Raw genomic sequence first — 18,639 nt, 5'->3', positions numbered from 1 at the left:
GGGCCGCAGCGCTTAGGCGACTTCCTGCGTGCGGCCCGCCGACCCGATCATGGATTCAGCCAGCTCGATGGTGTTCGACGCGAACAGTGCCGGTGTCCAGCGCTTGACGGAATTGAGCGCGTTGGCCGAGAAACGCTCGCGCAGAGCGCTGTCGGTGCCTAGTTGCTTGATGCGTTCGGCCAGCGCGGTTTCATCGTCGGGTTCGACGATAAAGCCATTGGCGCCGTCGTGCACGAGTTCGTTCGCCACACCGCAGGCACGCGTGACGATCGCGGGCGTGGCTGCGGCAAATGCCTCGCTTACGCATAGGCCCCACTGATCGAACTTGCTGGCAAGCACGACGAAGTCTGCGAGTGCATAGAGCCCTGGCATATGCTGGTTCGGCACCGAGCTCAGGATGACGACACGTTGTGCGAGGCCCAGCCGGTCGATCTGCTCCAGCAGTTGATCCTTGCCCGGACCTTGCCCAACCAGCACGAGCGATACACCGGCGGCGTGCAGTCCCGAGCGGAAGAACGCGGAAATCAGCAGGTCGATGTTCTTGCGCGACACGAAGCGGCTCACGCATAACACATAGCGCGGCGGCAGTTCGAAGCGCGCGCGGATCTCAGGTGCTTGCGAAGCCGCCTCGCGCGCCATTCTGGAAAAGTATTCGACGTCGATCACGTCGAAACCAATGCGTGAGCGTTCCATCGGAATGCCCAGCGATTCGGCGTAGACGCGATGCTTCTCGCCGGCAACCAGTGCGGCGTCGAACTTCGACACCAGCATGCGTTTGAGGCGCTCCTTGAGGGCATAGCGCTTGCCGTCGTCGGCTTTCGAGTCCGACATGTAGATCAGCGAAAAGCGACGTGTCAGTGCTTTCAGGATGCATAGGACAATTGAATAATTGGTGTTGTAGCCGAGCGTGACGACCACCTCGGGCGCGAACGAGCGCAGCACCGAGAAGATTTTTCCGGCCACGCGGAAGGTGTGGCCGTCGCCTTCGCCCGCGTCCTCGATCAACGTGACGCAGTTCGCGGGGTGCGTGTCGAAGAACGCGGCGCGGCGGTCCTGAGGGAAGCCATAAACACCGGACTTTCCGAACACTTCGACAAGAAACACCTCATGACCTCGGCTTTGGGCCAGCCGGAGAAGTGCCTGATAACGCGGCACATGATAGTCACCCAGATTACCGACGACAAATAGGACTCGCATGGAAGGGCTTATTGATCGGGTTTGGGTTGGCAGGATGCTCATGTCGCAAGCATGTCACTTGTCTCCTCGCCCGGTCTGGCGCGATCGCATGCTTCGCGAGGACGTTGCCGGCTGATCGTAGGTTGTGGTGTTCATCCTAACCTGCTGGCAGCGCGCACCAAGGCATTGTCCGGTGAAGGCGAAGGTTTGGCGGCTAAATCAGACCATTGCAATGTGGATGAAATCTGCTGTAAGGCACGCCAGTGCTAGAACCGGCGTTTTGGCGCCCGATTGACTGACCGCCAGTCAGTGGCATAGCATGAATACAACGAGGAGTGCTTAGCAAAATGCGGTCCTCGCCGGCATGGCCACCGTACTCCCGTTGTGGAGACACCCCATTCGATGCGTACTTCAGCCAGACTCCATTCCAGGACCAAGGCCCCCGAAGAGCGGCGCGACGAACTCATGAATTCCGCCCAGCGGCTGTTCGTCGAACAGGGTGTGGCCGCCACAACCATCGAACAGATTACAGCGGGCGCGGATGTCGCCAAGGGGACGTTCTACCTGTACTTCTCATCCCGGGAAGATCTGTTGAGTGCATTGCGCGAGCGCTTCGCCCTGGCGCTGCTGTCGAATATCCAGACCGTGGTGGCACGCCAGCCGCGCGACGACTGGCATGGCCAGCTGGCCGGCTGGGCTGGCGCCTGTGCCAACGGCTACCTCGATTCGATCCGCCTGCACGATACCCTGCTTTACGAAACGCACTCGCTCACCCGCGAGGCGCGCGTCGATAACGAGCTCATCGACGATCTCGCCGCGTTGTTGCAAGCGGGCGCGGCCGCGCGGGCATGGTCGGTCGACGATCCGCGCTTCATGGCGGTGTTCCTGTGCAGCGGTTTGCATAGTGCGGTGGATCACGCGTTCATGAAGGAGAAGCGCGTCAACCGCGCGCGTCTTGCGCAGAAGGTGGAACAGCTCTTTTTTCGCGCGGTGGGGCTGATTCCCGGGTGACCGCGCGTCACTAGCCGGCTCGCGCGCGCACCGTGCGCGTGTACGAAGCGATCATCGTCGCGAGTTCCTGTGCGGCCGGCGTCACCGGAATAGCCGCACGTTGCAGCAGGCAGACCTGCTGCTCGACGGCACGCTCGCGCACCGGAATGGCCGTGAGCGTCTGACCGAACAGCGGATGCCGCGCCACAATCGACGATTCGAGCGAGAGGCAATCGGTCGCCCCAACCATGTGCAGGGTCTCGAACAGGCCCTCCATGGTTGCGATGATATTGGGCGGCGGCAGACCGTGGCGTTCAAACAGATTGCTGAGGCGATTGGCGTGCGGGTCGTCGGTCAGATTAGGCGAGCGGGTGGCGATCCATGTGCAGTCGCCCAGCTCGGCGAGCGAGGTCGCCCTGGCCTGCGGATGACCACGCCGGCACACGACCACCGGATCGGACGGATAGAGCGTGGTCACGGATAGATCGGCGGTGTCCGTGTGCTTCGATACCAGCGCGGCGGCGAAATCCAGCGTGCCCTCGCGGATCCACGCAATCATCATGCGCGAGGTGCCGGTACGCAGATGCACGGCGACGCGCGGAAAGCGCGTGCGGAATTCGCTCAGCACCGGTGCGAGGGCGTCGATCAGCGGTTCAGTCGTCATGCCGAACGAGACCTCGCCGACGTAGTCGCCGCGCAACTGCTGCACTTCCTGCTCAACCCGTTCGCACTCCCCAAGAATGGCGCCGGCTCGCTGCAACAAGCGCTGACCGAGCGCAGTCAGCGCAATGCCGCGGTTGGTGCGGGTGAATAGCGTCGCACCGAGGATGGACTCGAGATTCTGCAATTGCTGGGTAATGCCGCTTTGCGCCGTGCCGAGCGCCCGCGACGCCGCACGAATGCTGCCGTGCTCGGCGATGGCGGTAAACACGCGCAACTGGGAGATCGTCAGGGCCATGGCGGTCGGAGAGAGGGGTGATCGGTAAAGGTGATCATGATAGCCCGTCAGAGACTTCTTTGAGGCGCAGTCGAGGGTTAGCATGAGCGCCGGCCACACTTCCTTTCCGCACTTCTTCTCATATCCAACTCCTACCCCACCGGCTTGCCATGAAGACTCCGTTGATGATCCTCGTCGCCGCGCTGAGCTTCAGCAGCGCCGCGTTTGCCAATGACGGCGCCACCTTGCGGCTCGGCATCGATCCGAGCTACCCGCCGATGGACGCCAAAGCGCCGGATGGCAGCGTCAAGGGCTTCGACGTCGATCTGGGCAACGAGATCTGCCGCCGCATTCACGCGCATTGTCAGTGGGTCGAGCTGGAATTCTCGGGCATGATTCCGGCGCTGCAGGCGCGCAAGATCGACGCCATCATGTCGTCGATGGCGATAACGGCCAGGCGCGAGCAGCAGATCCTGTTTTCGTCGAAGCTGTTCCAGTTCAAGTCGCGGCTCGTGGCGAAGCAGGGCTCGGGGCTGAGCGATGCGCCGGCGGCGCTCGCCGGCAAGCAGATTGGCGTGCAGTCGGGCACGCAATTCGAGAGCTACGCGCAGGCGCATTGGGCGGCTGCCGGCGTCAACGTGGTGGCGTACAAGAGCCAGGATGAGGTCTTCGCCGACCTGATCAACGGCCGCCTCGACGGCGCCCTGCTGGGCACGGTGGAAGCCGATCAGGGCTTTCTGCGCACGCCGGCCGGCAAGGGCTTCGGGTTCGTCGGCGCGCCGCTTTCGATGGGCGACCGGGGCGTCGGCATCGGCCTGCGCAAGGATGAAACGGCCTTGCAGGCGTCCATCAACGACGCGATTGCTTCGATGCTCAAGGACGGCACGTATGCGCAGATCGCCCACCGGTATTTCGCTTTCGATCCCTACGGCGGCAATTGAAACGACGCGCGTCGCGCACATCGCCGCGGCGCTGCTGCAATAATCAGAACCTGATTTCCACCTCACCCGCACATGAAAAAACAGTCCATTCCGCTTCTGTCGCCTGCCATCGGTACGCATCGCGAACTGGTGAGTTTCCATTTTGGCCCCACGGATAGCGGGCAAAAAATCTATCTGCAGTCCACCCTGCACGCGGACGAAGCGCCGGCCATGCTGACCACGGTGCTATTGAAGCGGCGTCTGCTCGAACTCGAAAAGCAAGGCGCGCTGGCGGCCGAGATCGTGGTCGTGCCGGTTGCGAATCCGGTCGGGCTCGGACAATACCTGCTGGGGCAATTCATCGGGCGGTTCGATCTGGCGAGCGGCAAGAATTTCAATCGCCATTTCCTGCAGTTCACGCGCCTGCTGGAGCGCGCCAGGGATTCGCTTGGCGCGGACGTGGCGGCCAATCGCCAGATCGTGCGACAACTGGTGGGCGAACAACTCGCGCAGCACAAGCCGCTGACCGAGTTCGAATCGCTGCAACTGGCGTTGCTCAAGCTATCCTTCGACGCGGACGTGGTGATCGATTTGCATTGCTCGCTGGAAGCGGTGATGCATGTGTACACGAGCGAATCGGCATGGTCCGACTTCGAGCCACTCGCGCGCTATCTCGGCTCGCGCGCGTCGTTGCTCGCCACCGATTCGGGCGGCGAGGCCTTCGACGAAACGCATAGCTTATTGTGGTGGCACCTGCAGCAGAACCTGCCGGCGCATCAACCGGTGGACAACGGCACGATTGCGGTAACGGTGGAATGCCGTGGCCAGCGCGACGTCTCGTATGCGGTGGCGCAACAGGATGCCGACGCGCTGATCGACTATCTGACCTATCGCAAAGCGATTCGCGGCGCGGCGAGGCCGCTGCCTGAACTGCTGACGCCGGCAACGCCGCTCGCCGGCAGCGAGCAGTTCTACGCGCCGGTCAGCGGGATTCTCGTGCACCGGGCGAATATCGGCGACACCATTCGTGTAGGCGACCCGCTGTTCGACATCATCGATCCGTTGACCGACGAAACCACCACGATCAATAGCAATACCGAGGGTGTTTTCTACATGCGCCGCGCGATCCGTTTCGTCACGGCGGGCGCGCCGCTTGGGCGGGTGACGGGCACGCGGCCGGTGCGGACAGGCGTTCTGCTGGGGGCGTAAGTAAGGGCCGGGCTTTGTCGCGAGATGCCGGGAAATTCTTCGCGTTCCATATAGCCTCCCGGGTGATGTCAGCGGTTGTGCGCCTCACGTCGCGTCAGTCGGATGAACCCGCCGGGCATCGATCCTGCACCGATGCCCGGCAGCACCTCGGAAACGCTTCAGACGGCGGTCAAGGTCGGTGCCACGGCGGCCGGATCGCTGATACTGGGGCGGCCGTTTTCGACGTGGCCAGCGAGGCGGCGCGCGAAACTGCTGTCTTCGGCACTGCTGACAGTCAGATCGTACCAGTGATGACTGGACGCCAGCACCCACGCTTCTTCGATCTCCACCCCAGGCGGCACGATCACCGGGCGCGGCCGCGCGCCATACGCATTGTCCGTCACCGTCAGACGCGCAATGCCGCGGCCCTGGTTGCTGAACTTCAGGAACACGTTGCCGTTGGCGACGTCGTAGTGCGTGCGCACTTCGGGCAAGGAGGGCTGGCCGTTGCGCAGCGTCGACTGCGTCTGCGTCGCATTGCCGGCGAACTTGCGCACGAAGCCGTTGGGACCGAACACCTCGAACGTATAGACGCCGTTCGTCGTCGTCAGGTCGAAGCTCTCCTTCAGCGACTTGCCCGCTTCGACCGTGTAGCGCCACGGGCCGTCCGTGCGATTGGTGGCATAGACATAGAAGTGCGCGCCCTGGTCGCCGGTGTTGGCCAGTTCGACGGTGAAGGTGTTTTGCTGCGTGTCGAGACGCCCGTTCACATGCAGTTCATACGGTAAGGCTCGGGCAAAGCGGATGCCGGACTCCTGCGCATCGAACGGCTGCGGCGTGGCGGGCACGACCGGCTTCGGGTTCACCGCGCATTGATTGTTGGCGGTCGTGATGTAGTTGCTGGTATCCGGTAGCGCCGGCATCGTGACGTCGGGCGTGCGGAAGTCGAACGCCGTCGTCAGGTCGCCGCACACCGCGCGGCGCCATGCCGTAATGTTCGGCTCGCTCACGCCAAAACGCTTTTCGATGAAGCGGATCACCGAGGTGTGATCGAACACCTGCGAGCAGACGAAGCCGCCCTTGGTCCAGGGCGAGACAATCGTCATCGGCACACGCGGTCCGAGACCATAGGGTAAGCCGTCGGCGGTGTAGTTGCCGCCGCGCAGCGGGTTCACCACGTTGTGAATTTCGCCTTCCACGCTGACGGTCGACTGGCCCTGCGCTGCTGTCGTGGCCGGTTGCGGCGGCACGAGGTGATCGAAGAAACCGTCGTTCTCGTCGTACATGATGAACAGCACGGTCTTGCTCCACACTTCCGGATTCGAGGTGAGTGCATCGAGAATCTGCGAGGTGTATTCCGCGCCGTAAGCCGGTGTGTAGCTCGGATGCTCCGAGTACGCAGCTGGCGGACACAGCCACGAGACCTGCGGCAGATTGCCGGCGAGCACGTCGTTCTTGAGGTCGACGATCGTGCGCACCGTCTGCGCGCGTTCGTACAGCGGCGAACCCGGTTGCGCGTCGATGAAGTTGACGAAGTTCTGCAGGATGTTGGTGCCGTAGTTGCCGTTCAGCGGATCGGAACCGGTCAGGCCTTGCTGATAGATCTGCCAGGAAATGCCCGCGGCCTGCAGGCGTTCCGGATACGTGGTCCAGGACAGCAGCTGATATTGCGGCGGACCGTCACCGTCCACGTAATCGTTGTTGTCGAGCAGCGGGCCGCCCATCGTGCCGCTCGGATCCACCATGCCGGTCATCAGATACGCGCGGTTCGGGTGGGTCGGGCCGGCCAGCGAGCAGAAGTAGGCGTCGCAAACCGTGAAGGCGTCGGCGAGCGCGTAGTGGAACGGAATGTCGCTACGCAGGTAGTAGCCCATCGTCATGTCGGTCTTGTACTGCGGCCACTGGTTATACGCGCCATTGTTGATCGCGGAGTGCGTCGGATACCAGTTGTGGTCCAGGTCGCCGAGACATTGCGCGCTGGTAGTCTGCGTGTCGAGGTGGAACGGCAGTACCGGTTGCGCCGCATTTTCTTTCGACGGCTGATACCACACCGGTTGCTGACCGCCCGGCAGCGGGATCGGGAAACGGTCGTTGTAGCCACGCACACCGCGCAGATGGCCGAAGTAGTGGTCGAACGAACGGTTCTCCTGCATGAACACCACGATATGCTCGACATCCTGGATCGTCCCGGTACGCGAATTCGCCGGAATGGCGAGCGCGTTGCGGATCGAGTCGGGGAATGCGGCCAGCGCGGCGGCTGCACCAGCGGACGATGCAACGGTCTGCAGGAAACGGCGACGGCTATTTGAGGTCATTGGTTATCACCTTCTGCGGGGGGAAGAATGGCGCGGCGGGCGCCGTTGGGATCCATTGATCAATTGCTGTTGCTGTTCGAGCCGCCCGGGTCTTTGTCGCCAGGCGCATAGTGCAGCACGGGCGCGACTTGCTGGCTGTCGGCGGCAAGGCTTGCCTCGACGTTTTGCACGGCCGGGTCCGGTGCTGCGTTGGGGTCTTTCGTGAGAGCGGCGGATGCGCCGTAAGCGGGTGGCGGCACCGGCGTCGCGCTGGTCTGCTGACCGGCCGGTGTGGCCGCGTTTGCTATAGCCGTATTGGCTGCGTAACTGCTCGCCGCGTTATTCGCGGCATTGCTCTGAGCGCCGCTCGCGGACGTGCCGTCGTCCGCGCCGCATGCGCAGAGCATGATGGTGGTGAGCGCAACGAGTACTGCTGTGACCGCGACGTGGTGTTTGCACATGTCTCCATCCATGATCGGGTTAGCGCATGCAGTCTCCCTGGAGTTGAAGAAAAATTTATGAAATATCGTGTAACGTTTGCGGCCGCTTAAAACAGACGAAAACTGTCGGTTTCACGAAAGCCGTTCGACACATTGCCGACGAAAAACCATGCTGTTTTGCCCTCTTTTCGCGCAAATCGGTAATATCGAATTGGCACTTACAGCAGGGGTAAAAATGACGCGCATCGAAAAGCCTTTCACTTCCTTCCAGCTCAAGCATGAGTGGCTCGAAGCCGATGGCTTTGGCGGCTTTGCGTCGGGAACGGTGGGCACGGCGCGCACGCGTCGCTATCACGCGCTGCTGTTGCCGGCGACGCATGCGCCGGGTGGGCGCGTGGTGCTGGTCAACGGCGTCGAGGCGTGGCTCGAAGCAGAGGGCAAGCGTTATCCGCTGAGCATGCAGCGCTATGTGCCGGACGTGACGTATCCCGACATTTCGGCAAGCCTGCTGGGCTTCGATACGCAACCTTGGCCGACATGGCGTTTTCAGCTCGAAGACGATGCGGTGCTGATCGCCGAGCTATTCGTGGCGAAGACGACGTGCGAGACGGTATTGCGCTGGCGTTTGGAGCAGGGCAGCGCGAGCGGCATCGCAAGCGCCGCATACATCTTGCATGTGCGGCCGCTGCTGTCGGGCCGCGACTATCACGCGTTGCATCATGAGAACGCGGCGTTCAATTTCCACGCGGATGTGGACGTGGGTGACGCTGATACTCGCGTGAGCTGGCAGCCATACGGCGACGTGCCGGCGATCCACGCGTCGAGCAACGGCACGTATACGCACGCGCCGGATTGGTATCGAAACTTCTGCTATGTCCGCGAGCGCGAACGTGGGCTCGACTTCAGCGAAGATCTTGCGACACCCGGCGTGTTCACCTTCCCGCTCGCGGATCAGGAGGCGTTGCTGATCCTGCAAGCCGGCGCGCAGCCGCACCCGACGCCGGTGCCTGAGCGCTTCAAGACTCTCGCCGATTCTGAATACACGCGGCGTAACGCTTTCGCTTCACGCCTGCATCGCTCTGCGGACGCCTATCTGGTGGCGCGCGACGGCGGCCGCACGATCGTCGCAGGCTTTCCCTGGTTCACCGACTGGGGCCGCGATACCTTCATCGCCATGCGCGGCCTGTTGCTGGCATCGGGACGCTTTGAAGCGGCGAAGTCGATCCTGCTCGAATGGGCTAATACGCTCTCCGAAGGAATGCTGCCGAACCGCTTTCCCGACTACGGCAGCACACCGGAATACAACGCCGTGGATGCATCGCTCTGGTTCGTCATTGCCGTGCATGACTATCTCGCGGCCGACCACGCAGACGAGAATACGCGCCAGCGCCTGCAACAGGCGGTCGAAACCATCCTCACCGGCTACAGCAGCGGCACACGTTTCGGCATTTGCGGCGACGCCGACGGCCTGTTGCGATCCGGCGTGCCAGGCGTGCAACTGACGTGGATGGATGCGAAGGTCGGCGATTGGGTGGTGACGCCGCGCATCGGCAAGCCGGTTGAAGTGCAGGCGCTGTGGATCAACGCGCTGCGTATCGCCGCGAGCTGGAACGCGCAATGGCAGGAACCGGCGGCGCGTGCGACCCAGGCGTTTCACGCGCGCTTCATCGATCCAGCGAGCGGCGCGCTGTTCGATAACGTCGACGTGGATCATGTCGCGGGTGCGGTCGGTCGAGCGATCCGGCCGAATCAGATTTTCGCGGTGGGCGGCTTGCCGTTTCCGTTGCTCGACGGCGCGGCGGCACGCGCGGTGGTCGAGCAGGTGGAGACGCATCTGTTGACGCCGCTCGGTCTGCGTACTCTCGCGCCTTCGGAGTCCGCTTATCGTGGGCATTATGGCGGCGCTCAGGTGGAACGTGACGGCGCTTACCATCAAGGCACCGTATGGCCGTGGTTGATCGGACCATTCGTCGAGGCATGGTTGCGCGTGCATCAACCGGATGAGGGGGCGAAGGCGCAGGCGCGTACACGTTTTCTCGCGCCGCTCGTCGAGCATCTGGATGAGGACGGCCTCGATCACCTCTGCGAAGTCGCGGATGGCGACGCGCCGCATCAGGCGGGCGGGACGCCGTTTCAGGCGTGGTCGCTCGGGGAGTTGTTACGAGTGAAGCGGATGCTGGCCAATGGGTAGCGCAACGGTAGCGCAACGTCATTGCCCGCCCCGCCGCACCGCTCACCCAAAACGCGCTACGATGTCAGTCCCACCGCCAAGCTCCAAAAGCAAGGGAATGCTCCATGCCGCCGCTGCGTGCCGCCAATCTGCTCGCAACCATCGAAGGCGCACGCCTTCATTCCAGCGCGTGCGCCCAATGGCAGCGCTGGGGACCCTATGTGAGCGAACGCCAATGGGGCACCGTGCGGGAGGACTACAGCGAAAACGGCACCGCATGGGACCATTTTCCGCACGACCAGGCGCGTAGCCGGGCTTACCGTTGGGGCGAGGACGGCATTGCCGGCTTCGGCGACGACAAGCTGAACTGGTGCGTCTCCCTCGCGCTCTGGAACCGCCGGGATCCGATCATCAAGGAACGCCTGTTCGGTCTGACGAACGCGCAGGGCAATCATGGCGAGGACGTCAAGGAGCTGTACTTTTACCTCGACGGCGCGCCCACCCATTCCTATATGCGGATGCTGTACAAGTATCCGCATGCGGCGTATCCGTACAGCGACCTGGTCGAGGAAAACGCCCGTCGCGGCGCCGACATGGCCGAGTACGAAGTGCTCGACGCCGGCGTGTTCGACGACAACCGCTATTTCGACGTCCAGGTCGAATACGCCAAACACACGCCCGAAGACATCGTGATGCGCATCACGGTCGAAAACCGCTGCGATCAGGAGGCGGCGCTCGACGTGCTGCCGCAGATCTGGGCGCGCAACACCTGGTCGTGGACGGCTTCGAAGGATCGTCCGACGCTCACGAAGCAAACCGCACACGGCGAAACGCAACTGGTCGGGCGTCAGCGCGGCCACCATCCGATCGTCGTCACCGCCTGGTCGAAGGACGCGCCGGAGCTGACGTGGCTCTTCTGCGAAAACGACACCAACGTCAAACGCCTCTTCGGCATGGACGGTGCGGGTCCGTTCAAGGACGGCATCAACGATTACCTCGTGCAAGGCGACGCACAGGCAGTGCGCGCCGATGCGGGCAGCAAGGCCGCTGCGCACGCGCCGCTCGTGCTCGGCCCGCACGGCCGCGCGGTGGTCTATCTGCGCTGGCGCCCGGAGTCCGCGCCGGACGAGACGCCGCTCGACGTCGACGCCCTGTTTGCGCGCCGCCTCGCCGAAACCGACGCGTTCTATGCGGCGTTGCAGCACGACATGCCCGACCCCGACGCTCGCCTTGTGCAGCGGCAGGCGCTCGCCGGCATGCTGTGGTCCAAGCAGTATTACCAGTTCGATGTGCATCGCTGGCTGGAGGGCGACCCGGCGCAACCCACGCCGCCTGCTGCGCGCAAGCGTGGTCGTGACGCGGACTGGCGGCATCTGTGCAACGCCGACATCATCTCGATGCCCGACAAGTGGGAATACCCGTGGTACGCGTCATGGGACCTGGCATTCCACGCCGCGGCGTTTGCGCTGATCGATCCGGAATTCGCCAAGCGTCAGTTGCTGCTGCTCGTGAAAGACCGCTATCAGCATCCCAACGGCCAGTTGCCTGCCTACGAATGGGCTTTCGGCGACGCCAACCCGCCGGTGCATGCGTGGGCCGCGTGGCGCGTCTACGAAATCGACCGCGCGCTCACCGGCAAGGGCGACCGCGATTTTCTCGAACTGGTGTTTCACAAGCTGCTGCTCAACTTCTCCTGGTGGGTGAACCGCAAGGACGCCGACGGCCACAACATTTTCCAGGGCGGTTTCCTCGGGCTCGACAACGTCGGCATCTTCGACCGTTCGTCGCCGTTGCCGACCGGCGGCCATATCGACCAGGCCGACGGCACCGCCTGGATGGCCGCCTACGCGCTCGATCTGATGCGAATTGCGCTGGAACTGGCGTTCGCCAATCACGTGTTCGTCGACATCGCGGTGAAGTTTTTTGAGCATTTCCTGTATATCGCCGAGGCGGTCAGTTGCGACGACGGCTGCGAAACCGGCCTCTGGGATAACGCAGACGAATTCTTCTACGACAAACTGCGGCTACCCGACGGCTCCAATATACCGATGCGCGTGCGCTCGATCGTCGGGCTGATTCCGCTGTTCGCCGTACATGTGCTTGAGGAGCGTCTGCACGGCGCGTTGCCCGGTTTGCGCGACCGCCTGTTCTGGTTCCTTGAGCATCGCCCTGATCTCGCCAAGCTGGTGTCGCGCTGGAACGAACCCGGCAAGGGCAATAACCTGTTGCTGTCGCTGTTGCGCGGGCACCGCATGAAGGCATTGCTGCGGCGCGCGCTCGATGAGTCGGAATTTCTTTCGGATCACGGCGTGCGGGCGCTGTCGCGCGTGCACCGCGAAGAGCCATTCGTCTTCAGGCACAACGGCGACAGTTTTTGCGTCAAGTATTTGCCGGCCGAATCGGATTCGCGCGTGTTCGGCGGCAATTCCAACTGGCGCGGTCCGGTCTGGATGCCGGTCAATTATCTGCTGATCGAATCGCTCTACGAATTTCACCGCTATTACGGCGAGGATTTCCGCGTCGAGTTTCCGACCGGTTCCGGTCAGAAGTTCTCATTGCGCGAAATTGCCGATCAGCTCGCGCATCGCGCCACCACGCTGTTTCTTAAAGACGCCAACGGCGAGCGGCCGGTGATGGGCGCCTATCCGCTGCTGCAAGCGGACCCGCGTTCGAGCGATCTGGTGCTGTTCCACGAATACTTTCATGGCGATAACGGGCGCGGTGTCGGCGCCTCGCATCAGACCGGCTGGAGCGGGCTCGTCGCACTGCTGCTGCAGCCGCGCGTGATCGGCGAGGCCGGTGTGGTGCCGGTCACTGACGATGCCGAGGCCGCGCTCGTAACCAAATAGGCCCGCAATGGGCGTGAGTTGAAAGGCGCGCTGAGCGGGGATGAGCCCGTATGCAACATGACGTGAGGTAGTTGTAAGCAGACGATTCGCGACTGTTTTTGAACTGTGCGGCTACGGGCCTGGTCTTTCATATACGCCATGTCCGTTCCATTGGCTTCTCTGGATTGAGTGAACCTATGTCGACATCATCGAACGCACCTGACTCAAGCGCCGTTTCCGGCGCATCTTCAAGCGGCGCGCAAGCTGCCGCTCCTGTCGTACCGGCCGGCAAGCACCCCGCGCCGCCTTGTACGCTCGTCATCTTCGGCGCGGGCGGTGACCTGACCAAACGTCTGCTGATGCCCGCGCTGTATAACCTGACGGTCGATGGTCTGCTCGATGCGCAGATGAAGATCATCGGCGTGAATCACGGCGAGCTCGCAACCAGCGCGTGGCGCGACGATCTGTCCAAAGCGCTGCAACAGTTCGCCGCCGACAAGGCCAGCACCTTCCACACCTCGAAGCTCGATGAAAAAGCGTGGAATTCGCTCGCGCAGCGCCTCGAATACATGGCCGGCGAATTCGAGAGCGACGACACCTTCAACAACCTGAAGCAGAAGCTGCAGAACACGCCCGGCGGCAACGTGGTGTTTTATCTGGCCGTCGGTTCACACTTCTTCAAGCCGATCGTGGAGCGTCTCGGCAAGGCGGGTTTGCTTGGCGAAGGCGACGGCGGCAAGGGTTTTCGCCGCATCGTGATCGAAAAGCCGTTCGGCACCGACCTTGCCTCCGCACGCGATCTCAACGAGCATCTGCTGAGCTTTGTGAAAGAAGAGCAGATTTATCGCATCGACCACTTCCTCGGCAAAGACACGGTGCAGAGCATCCTCGCGGTGCGTTTTGCCAACGCGCTGTTCGAACCGGTATGGCGGCGCGAATATATCGACTGCGTACAGATTACCGCGTCGGAAACCATCGGCGTGGAAGGGCGTGGCAAGTTCTACGAGCAGACCGGCGCGTTTCGCGACATGGTGCCGAATCACCTGTTCCAGTTGCTCGGCATGGTCGCCATGGAACCGCCTAATTCCTTCGACGCCGAAGCGGTGCGCGATAAAAAGGCCGATATCTTCGACGCCATCCAGCCGTTGAAACTCGATGACGTGGTGTTCGGGCAATACGAAAAGGGACCGGCAGGCCCCGGGTATCGCGAGGAAGCGGATGTCGCGCCGGACAGCCAGACGGAAACCTATGCGGCCGCGCGCGTGTTCATCGAAAACTGGCGCTGGGCGGGCGTGCCGTTTTACCTGCGCACCGGCAAGCGGCTGGCGGCGCGCCGCACGGAAATCTCCGTGCAACTGAAGGCGGTGCCGTTTCGCCTGTTCCGCGATACGCCGGTGGATGCGTTGACGCCGAACGTGCTGACCTTGCGGATCGATCCGACGCACGGCACGAGCTTCGATTTCAACGTGAAGGCGCCGGGTCCGATCATGGAAATGGGCGCGGTGCAGTCGTCGTTCAATTACGGCGATTTCTTCGACGAACAGCCGAACGTCGGCTATGAGACCCTGCTGTACGACTGCATGCTCGGCGACGAGACGCTATTTCAGCGTGCCGACAGCATCGAAACCAGCTGGGCCGCCGTGGACGACGTATTGCATCCGAAGGGCGGCGCCGTGCCGGTGCATGGCTACGCGGCCGGCAGCCAGGGTCCGGCCGAGGCCGATGCATTGCTTGCGCGCAACGGCCATAAGTGGCGTCCTTTGAGCAAGGACGCGGACGCGAAGAAGTAAGGCTCAACGACACATCACCTGGGGACCACTGTGGCGACACGTCAGACCAACGTTAAAGGTAACGTCAAAAGCCGGAGCAACGGCGCCGGCACGACCACCACCAAACCCGCGGCCAGAACGGCAACGAAGGCCGCAACCAAGGCCGCCGCGAAAGGCGGCGTCAAGGGCGGCGCGGACCAGATTCTCGCGATCGATGTAGGCGGCACCGGCCTCAAGGCCGCGATCATCGACGCGCAAGGCAAGATGCTCACCGAGCGCCTGCGCGTGGCGACGCCGCATCCGTGCACGCCCGAGCAACTCGTCGATGAACTCGTCAAGCTGGTCGGGCCGCTGATAGCGGAGCATCCGCCCACGCGCATTTCAATCGGCTTTCCGGGCGTGGTGCGCAACAACCGCGTGCTGACGGCGCCGCATTTCGGCGATGAAGGCTGGCACGATATTCCGCTCGCTGAATCGCTGGCGAAGCGGCTCGGCGGTCTGCCGGTGCGCATGATCAACGACGCCGAAGTGCAGGGCTTTGCGGTGATCGAAGGTCACGGCATCGAATTTGTACTGACGCTCGGCACGGGTGCGGGCACGGCAATGTTTCGTGACGGCGAGTTGATGCCGCATCTGGAGCTCGCTCATCATCCGGTCAGCAAGAATCACGCATACGACGAATATATCGGCGACGCCGCGCGCGAGAAGGCGGGCAACAAGCGCTGGAATAAGCGTGTCGAGAAGGTGATCGGCATTCTTGCCTCGCTGGTGAACTACGACAAGCTGTGGATCGGCGGCGGCAATGCTGCGCGTCTGACTTTCAAGCTGCCGCCGAATGTGGCGGTGGTGTCGAACGATGCGGGTATCGAAGGCGGTGCGCGTCTTTGGCATCCGCTTTCGTTGCGTGACACGCGGCAGTTTCCGGAAGCGACTCAACGGACCGGCGCGTTCGAGCGGAAGTGATGCGCGTGGTTGCGCGTGTTTCGTTGCGCGCGCAACCGCCTTTGGAGCTTTGGCTTTGGCTTTAGCTTTAGTTTTTCGCGTGAAGCGGTATTTAAGGCGCGGTGTCTCTCGTGAGGCACCGCGCTTTTTCACTTAGCGCGCCGCGTCGCCCCAACGGTACTCGTGCGTCAGGTCGTCGAGTTTCGCCTTGAGGTCGGCATCCAGCGTGAGATCTATCGCGCTGAGCGTGTCCGTCAATTGCTCGGGCTTGCTTGCTCCGATGATGGCCGATGTAATCAGCGGATTGGCGAGCACCCAGGCGAGCGAGATTTTGGTCAGCGAGTGGCCCGAGTCCACCGCAAGCGAACGCAGATTGTCGATGGTTTCGAATTCGCGCTTGTGCCAGTAGCGCTCCTGATACATCGCGCCCGCCTTGCCGACGGTGGCCGTGAAGCGGCCTTCCGAAGGCTGTTCATCGTGACGATGCTTGCCGGTCAGGAGGCCGCCCGCCAGCGGGTTATACGGAATCACCGCGAGTTGCTCCTCATCGGCAAGCGGCAGCAACTCGCGCTCGATCTGCCGGAACAGCAGGTTATAACGCGGCTGCACAGAGACGAAGCGCGCGACGCGCAGCACGTCGGCGCGTCCCAGCGCGCGCGCCAACCGGTAAGCCAGAAAGTTCGATACGCCGACATAGCGCGCCCGGCCCGAGCGCACGATGACGTCGAGCGCTTCAAGCGTTTCGTCGAGCGGCGTTTCGCGGTCGTCGGAATGCAGCTGGTACAGGTCGACGTAATCGGTGCCGAGGCGGCGCAGCGAGGTGTCGATGGCATCGAGCAGATGCTTGCGCGAAGCGCCCTGATCCCACGGCGACGGCCCGACCTTGCCCACCGCCTTGGTGGCGACGATAAAGCGCTCGCGCTTGCCCTTCAGCCAGCGGCCGACGATTTCCTCGGTACGTCCCGCGAGATCTTCGCCGCCGCCGAGCGGATAGACGTCTGCGGTATCGATGAAGTTCACGCCGGCTTCCGTCGCTTTATCGAGGATGCTGTGCGAGACCGACTCTTCGGTTTGCAGGCCAAAGGTCATGGTGCCAAGGCATAAACGTGAAACGCTGAGGCCGGTGCGGCCGAATTTACGGTATTGCATGGTGGACTCCGCGAGAGAAACAGACTGCCGGTTGCGTGAAACGAAAAGGATAGCGCTTATCGATGATCAGCGTCGGTGACAAGGGCAGCGGCAACCGGCCCGGCGACGTGCTGCTGTCTACCGAAACCGAAGGCCACGGCGACAAGGCTCGCCGCCGCGACGCTGCCGAGCGTGATGAATACTTCGCTGGCCGTGAGCAAACTCGTCAGCACCGCACCGATGCATGGCGCGATGAACTGCATGAGCATTCCTGCCGATTGCAGCGAGGCGCTGGCGCTCGCGACCTGGTCCGCGAGACGGCGGGCGATGAACAGCCGGCATTCGACCCGGAAACGCGCACCGACGAAACCGGTGGCGAAGAACGCCGTCGCCAGCAGCCACTCGGCCGGGCGCAGCGGTAACCGAAAAATGCCGCCCATGACAATGAAAATCACCGACGTCGCGAGCGCCGGTGCAATGAGCGCGCCGAGCCCCGCCTGCTTTGCATGACGTCCCATCGGCAACAGACTGCCGAGCACACCACCTAGCGCGGAACAGGACACCACGATGCCGAGCACCGATTTATCGAAGCCCTGATGCTTCAGCATCAACGGAAACTGATTGTTGACGGCCGCGGCCAGCGCGAAGTAAATGCCGACGCAGAGCAGGAGCGGCACGACTGTGCCGCTGAAGGGCGCGCGCGATGCAGCTTTCTGGTCTTGCGTCGTACTGGCCTCAGGCACTGCTTTGCCGTTCGACGTCGACGCCAGCATCAACACGATTGCCACGGCGATCAGGACAATCGACGCGAGCATCGTGTGATTGTCTCCGGCCCACGCGGCGACAATACCGCCGGCCGCAGGCGCGCAGATCTTCGCCACGCTTTGCGCGAGACTCAGTAACCGGAAGGCGCGGCTTTGGTGCGCCTCGTCGATGCAGGTGGTGACGTAGAGCGTTTCGGACGGATCGGTGAAGCCTAAGGCCGCCGATTTCAGCGCGACCACCAGCAGGAATGCAATGAAATTGCCGACCCAAAGCAGCGCCGCCGTGGTGCCTAACGTCAGCGTCAACGCGACGACGAGCACGCGGGTGCTTGCATAACGTCCGCAGACGCGGCTGATGATACGTGTCAACAGAATGGGCGGCACCAGTAACGCCGCGCTCAGGATTACCAGATCGAATGGCGTGGCGTTGAATCGATAGGTCGCGATGTTCAGGATGGCGAGAAGGTTGATCCAGCCACCGAAGCTGGCGAAGAAACTACCGGTTAGAAATGTGTAAAAGCGGCGATGCCCAGGCATATTCACTCTCGATGCTTTGTGGATTAATAGAGTCCCGCGTCGCATCCTGAAACCTCAGGGCGTGACGAGGCCTTCGAAGACTTTCGAATCATTCAATCAGGAATACTAAAAAATCAGGGCGAGACAATCCGAACCCTTGATGAGCTAAGGGTTCAATGCTGTTTGCTTAAAGGTGATACAGGTGGTGCAGTAATGCGAATCGTGCTTGCCGTCGAAACGGCAATACCTAGAACAGCGCTGGTTGCTGAGCGGACACCATAGGCACGACGTTGAGTTCGTCGAGCCGCAGACGTGCCTTGGCGAGATCGTGAAGCACTTGCCTTTGCAACCAGGTTTCAGCCCCGCCACCGAACGCCTTGTCGAGCCGCAGCGCCATCTCGGGTGAGATGCCGGCTTTGCCGCTCAACAGGTTGGTGAGCGCCTGACGACTGACGCCCAGAACCAGCGCACCCTCGGTGACGGTCAAATTGAACCGCTCGAGGCAGTTCTGCCGGACAGTGATGCCGGGATGGATAAATTCTGAATCGGCCATGGGGTGAACAATATCGGCGAATGT

At 62.4% G+C, this 18,639-nt stretch carries 14 protein-coding genes; 7 read left to right on the top strand and 7 right to left on the bottom strand.

Annotated elements, in window-relative coordinates; translation table 11 throughout:
* Nucleotides 1–12: 12 nt before the first annotated feature.
* A complete protein-coding gene (locus FQ755_RS05305) occupies nt 13–1,197 on the bottom strand; it encodes a glycosyltransferase family 4 protein (RefSeq protein WP_144151687.1) in 1,185 nt (394 codons plus the stop codon).
* A 444-nt stretch (nt 1,198–1,641) separates the two neighbouring features.
* Here FQ755_RS05305 and FQ755_RS05300 point away from each other — a divergent pair, with 444 nt between their 5' ends.
* A complete protein-coding gene (locus tag FQ755_RS05300) occupies nt 1,642–2,187 on the top strand; it encodes a TetR/AcrR family transcriptional regulator (protein ID WP_222105712.1) in 546 nt (181 codons plus the stop codon).
* A gap of 10 nt (nt 2,188–2,197) precedes the next feature.
* Here the strand turns inward: FQ755_RS05300 and FQ755_RS05295 are convergent, their stop codons facing one another.
* Nucleotides 2,198–3,124, bottom strand: a complete 927-nt coding sequence (locus FQ755_RS05295; RefSeq protein ID WP_144151681.1) for a LysR substrate-binding domain-containing protein — start codon at nt 3,122–3,124, stop codon at nt 2,198–2,200.
* 149 nt (nt 3,125–3,273) lie between these two features.
* Between FQ755_RS05295 and FQ755_RS05290 the strand changes: the two genes are divergently transcribed.
* Nucleotides 3,274–4,044, top strand: a complete 771-nt coding sequence (locus FQ755_RS05290; RefSeq protein WP_144151678.1) for a transporter substrate-binding domain-containing protein — start codon at nt 3,274–3,276, stop codon at nt 4,042–4,044.
* Nucleotides 4,045–4,116: 72 nt separating this feature from the next.
* A complete protein-coding gene (locus FQ755_RS05285) occupies nt 4,117–5,232 on the top strand; it encodes a succinylglutamate desuccinylase/aspartoacylase family protein (RefSeq protein WP_144151675.1) in 1,116 nt (371 codons plus the stop codon).
* Between the two features lie 158 nt (nt 5,233–5,390).
* Here FQ755_RS05285 and FQ755_RS05280 read toward each other — a convergent pair whose 3' ends face one another.
* Together FQ755_RS05280 and FQ755_RS05275 are read right to left on the bottom strand one after the other, a co-directional pair.
* The gene (locus tag FQ755_RS05280; protein ID WP_144151672.1) at nt 5,391–7,526 is read right to left on the bottom strand and encodes a phosphocholine-specific phospholipase C; all 2,136 of its coding nucleotides are present in this window, start codon (nt 7,524–7,526) and stop codon (nt 5,391–5,393) included.
* A gap of 59 nt (nt 7,527–7,585) precedes the next feature.
* On the bottom strand, nt 7,586–7,966 hold the full coding sequence (locus FQ755_RS05275) for a hypothetical protein (RefSeq protein ID WP_144151669.1): 381 nt from the start codon (nt 7,964–7,966) through the stop codon (nt 7,586–7,588).
* 214 nt (nt 7,967–8,180) lie between these two features.
* Here FQ755_RS05275 and FQ755_RS05270 point away from each other — a divergent pair, with 214 nt between their 5' ends.
* The 4 genes from FQ755_RS05270 to FQ755_RS05255 all read left to right on the top strand — a co-directional run bounded on the left by FQ755_RS05270 (nt 8,181) and on the right by FQ755_RS05255 (nt 15,675).
* A complete protein-coding gene (locus FQ755_RS05270) occupies nt 8,181–10,136 on the top strand; it encodes an amylo-alpha-1,6-glucosidase (protein ID WP_144151666.1) in 1,956 nt (651 codons plus the stop codon).
* A 104-nt stretch (nt 10,137–10,240) separates the two neighbouring features.
* Nucleotides 10,241–12,964 carry an MGH1-like glycoside hydrolase domain-containing protein gene (locus tag FQ755_RS05265; RefSeq protein ID WP_144151663.1) on the top strand — a complete coding sequence of 908 codons (2,724 nt, stop codon included), beginning with the start codon at nt 10,241–10,243 and terminating at the stop codon, nt 12,962–12,964.
* Between the two features lie 176 nt (nt 12,965–13,140).
* The gene (gene zwf / locus FQ755_RS05260; protein WP_144151660.1) at nt 13,141–14,733 is read left to right on the top strand and encodes a glucose-6-phosphate dehydrogenase; all 1,593 of its coding nucleotides are present in this window, start codon (nt 13,141–13,143) and stop codon (nt 14,731–14,733) included.
* A gap of 180 nt (nt 14,734–14,913) precedes the next feature.
* On the top strand, nt 14,914–15,675 hold the full coding sequence (locus tag FQ755_RS05255) for an ROK family protein (RefSeq protein WP_260858346.1): 762 nt from the start codon (nt 14,914–14,916) through the stop codon (nt 15,673–15,675).
* Nucleotides 15,676–15,807: 132 nt separating this feature from the next.
* On the opposite strand, the gene FQ755_RS05250 is transcribed toward FQ755_RS05255, so the two are convergent.
* From FQ755_RS05250 to FQ755_RS05240, 3 genes are all read right to left on the bottom strand, one after another.
* The gene (locus FQ755_RS05250; RefSeq protein WP_144151654.1) at nt 15,808–16,803 is read right to left on the bottom strand and encodes an aldo/keto reductase; all 996 of its coding nucleotides are present in this window, start codon (nt 16,801–16,803) and stop codon (nt 15,808–15,810) included.
* Nucleotides 16,804–16,859: 56 nt separating this feature from the next.
* Entirely contained in the window at nt 16,860–18,083 is a 1,224-nt protein-coding gene (locus FQ755_RS05245) for an MFS transporter (RefSeq protein ID WP_186308421.1), read from the bottom strand.
* Between the two features lie 226 nt (nt 18,084–18,309).
* Nucleotides 18,310–18,615: a HigA family addiction module antitoxin gene (locus FQ755_RS05240; protein WP_144152081.1), complete on the bottom strand. Its 306-nt coding sequence runs from the start codon at nt 18,613–18,615 to the stop codon at nt 18,310–18,312.
* Nucleotides 18,616–18,639 lie beyond the last annotated feature (24 nt).

The sequence above is a fragment of the Paraburkholderia sp. BCC1885 genome (genome assembly GCF_900996235.1).
In the GTDB taxonomy this organism is placed as follows: domain Bacteria; phylum Pseudomonadota; class Gammaproteobacteria; order Burkholderiales; family Burkholderiaceae; genus Paraburkholderia.
The sequence above is the reverse complement of the archived record's forward strand: the minus strand, read 5'-3'. Positions and strand labels throughout refer to the sequence as shown.

Coding starts and splice junctions, on each gene's coding strand:
- FQ755_RS05280 (WP_144151672.1), bottom strand. CDS start 7,526: ATGACCTCAAATAGCCGTCGCCGTTTCCTGCAGACCGTTGCATCGTCC.
- FQ755_RS05240 (WP_144152081.1), bottom strand. CDS start 18,615: ATGGCCGATTCAGAATTTATCCATCCCGGCATCACTGTCCGGCAGAAC.
- FQ755_RS05300 (WP_222105712.1), top strand. CDS start 1,642: ATGAATTCCGCCCAGCGGCTGTTCGTCGAACAGGGTGTGGCCGCCACA.
- FQ755_RS05305 (WP_144151687.1), bottom strand. CDS start 1,197: ATGCGAGTCCTATTTGTCGTCGGTAATCTGGGTGACTATCATGTGCCG.
- FQ755_RS05275 (WP_144151669.1), bottom strand. CDS start 7,966: ATGTGCAAACACCACGTCGCGGTCACAGCAGTACTCGTTGCGCTCACC.
- FQ755_RS05265 (WP_144151663.1), top strand. CDS start 10,241: ATGCCGCCGCTGCGTGCCGCCAATCTGCTCGCAACCATCGAAGGCGCA.
- FQ755_RS05290 (WP_144151678.1), top strand. CDS start 3,274: ATGAAGACTCCGTTGATGATCCTCGTCGCCGCGCTGAGCTTCAGCAGC.
- FQ755_RS05270 (WP_144151666.1), top strand. CDS start 8,181: ATGACGCGCATCGAAAAGCCTTTCACTTCCTTCCAGCTCAAGCATGAG.
- zwf (WP_144151660.1), top strand. CDS start 13,141: ATGTCGACATCATCGAACGCACCTGACTCAAGCGCCGTTTCCGGCGCA.
- FQ755_RS05295 (WP_144151681.1), bottom strand. CDS start 3,124: ATGGCCCTGACGATCTCCCAGTTGCGCGTGTTTACCGCCATCGCCGAG.
- FQ755_RS05245 (WP_186308421.1), bottom strand. CDS start 18,083: ATGCCTGGGCATCGCCGCTTTTACACATTTCTAACCGGTAGTTTCTTC.
- FQ755_RS05250 (WP_144151654.1), bottom strand. CDS start 16,803: ATGCAATACCGTAAATTCGGCCGCACCGGCCTCAGCGTTTCACGTTTA.
- FQ755_RS05285 (WP_144151675.1), top strand. CDS start 4,117: ATGAAAAAACAGTCCATTCCGCTTCTGTCGCCTGCCATCGGTACGCAT.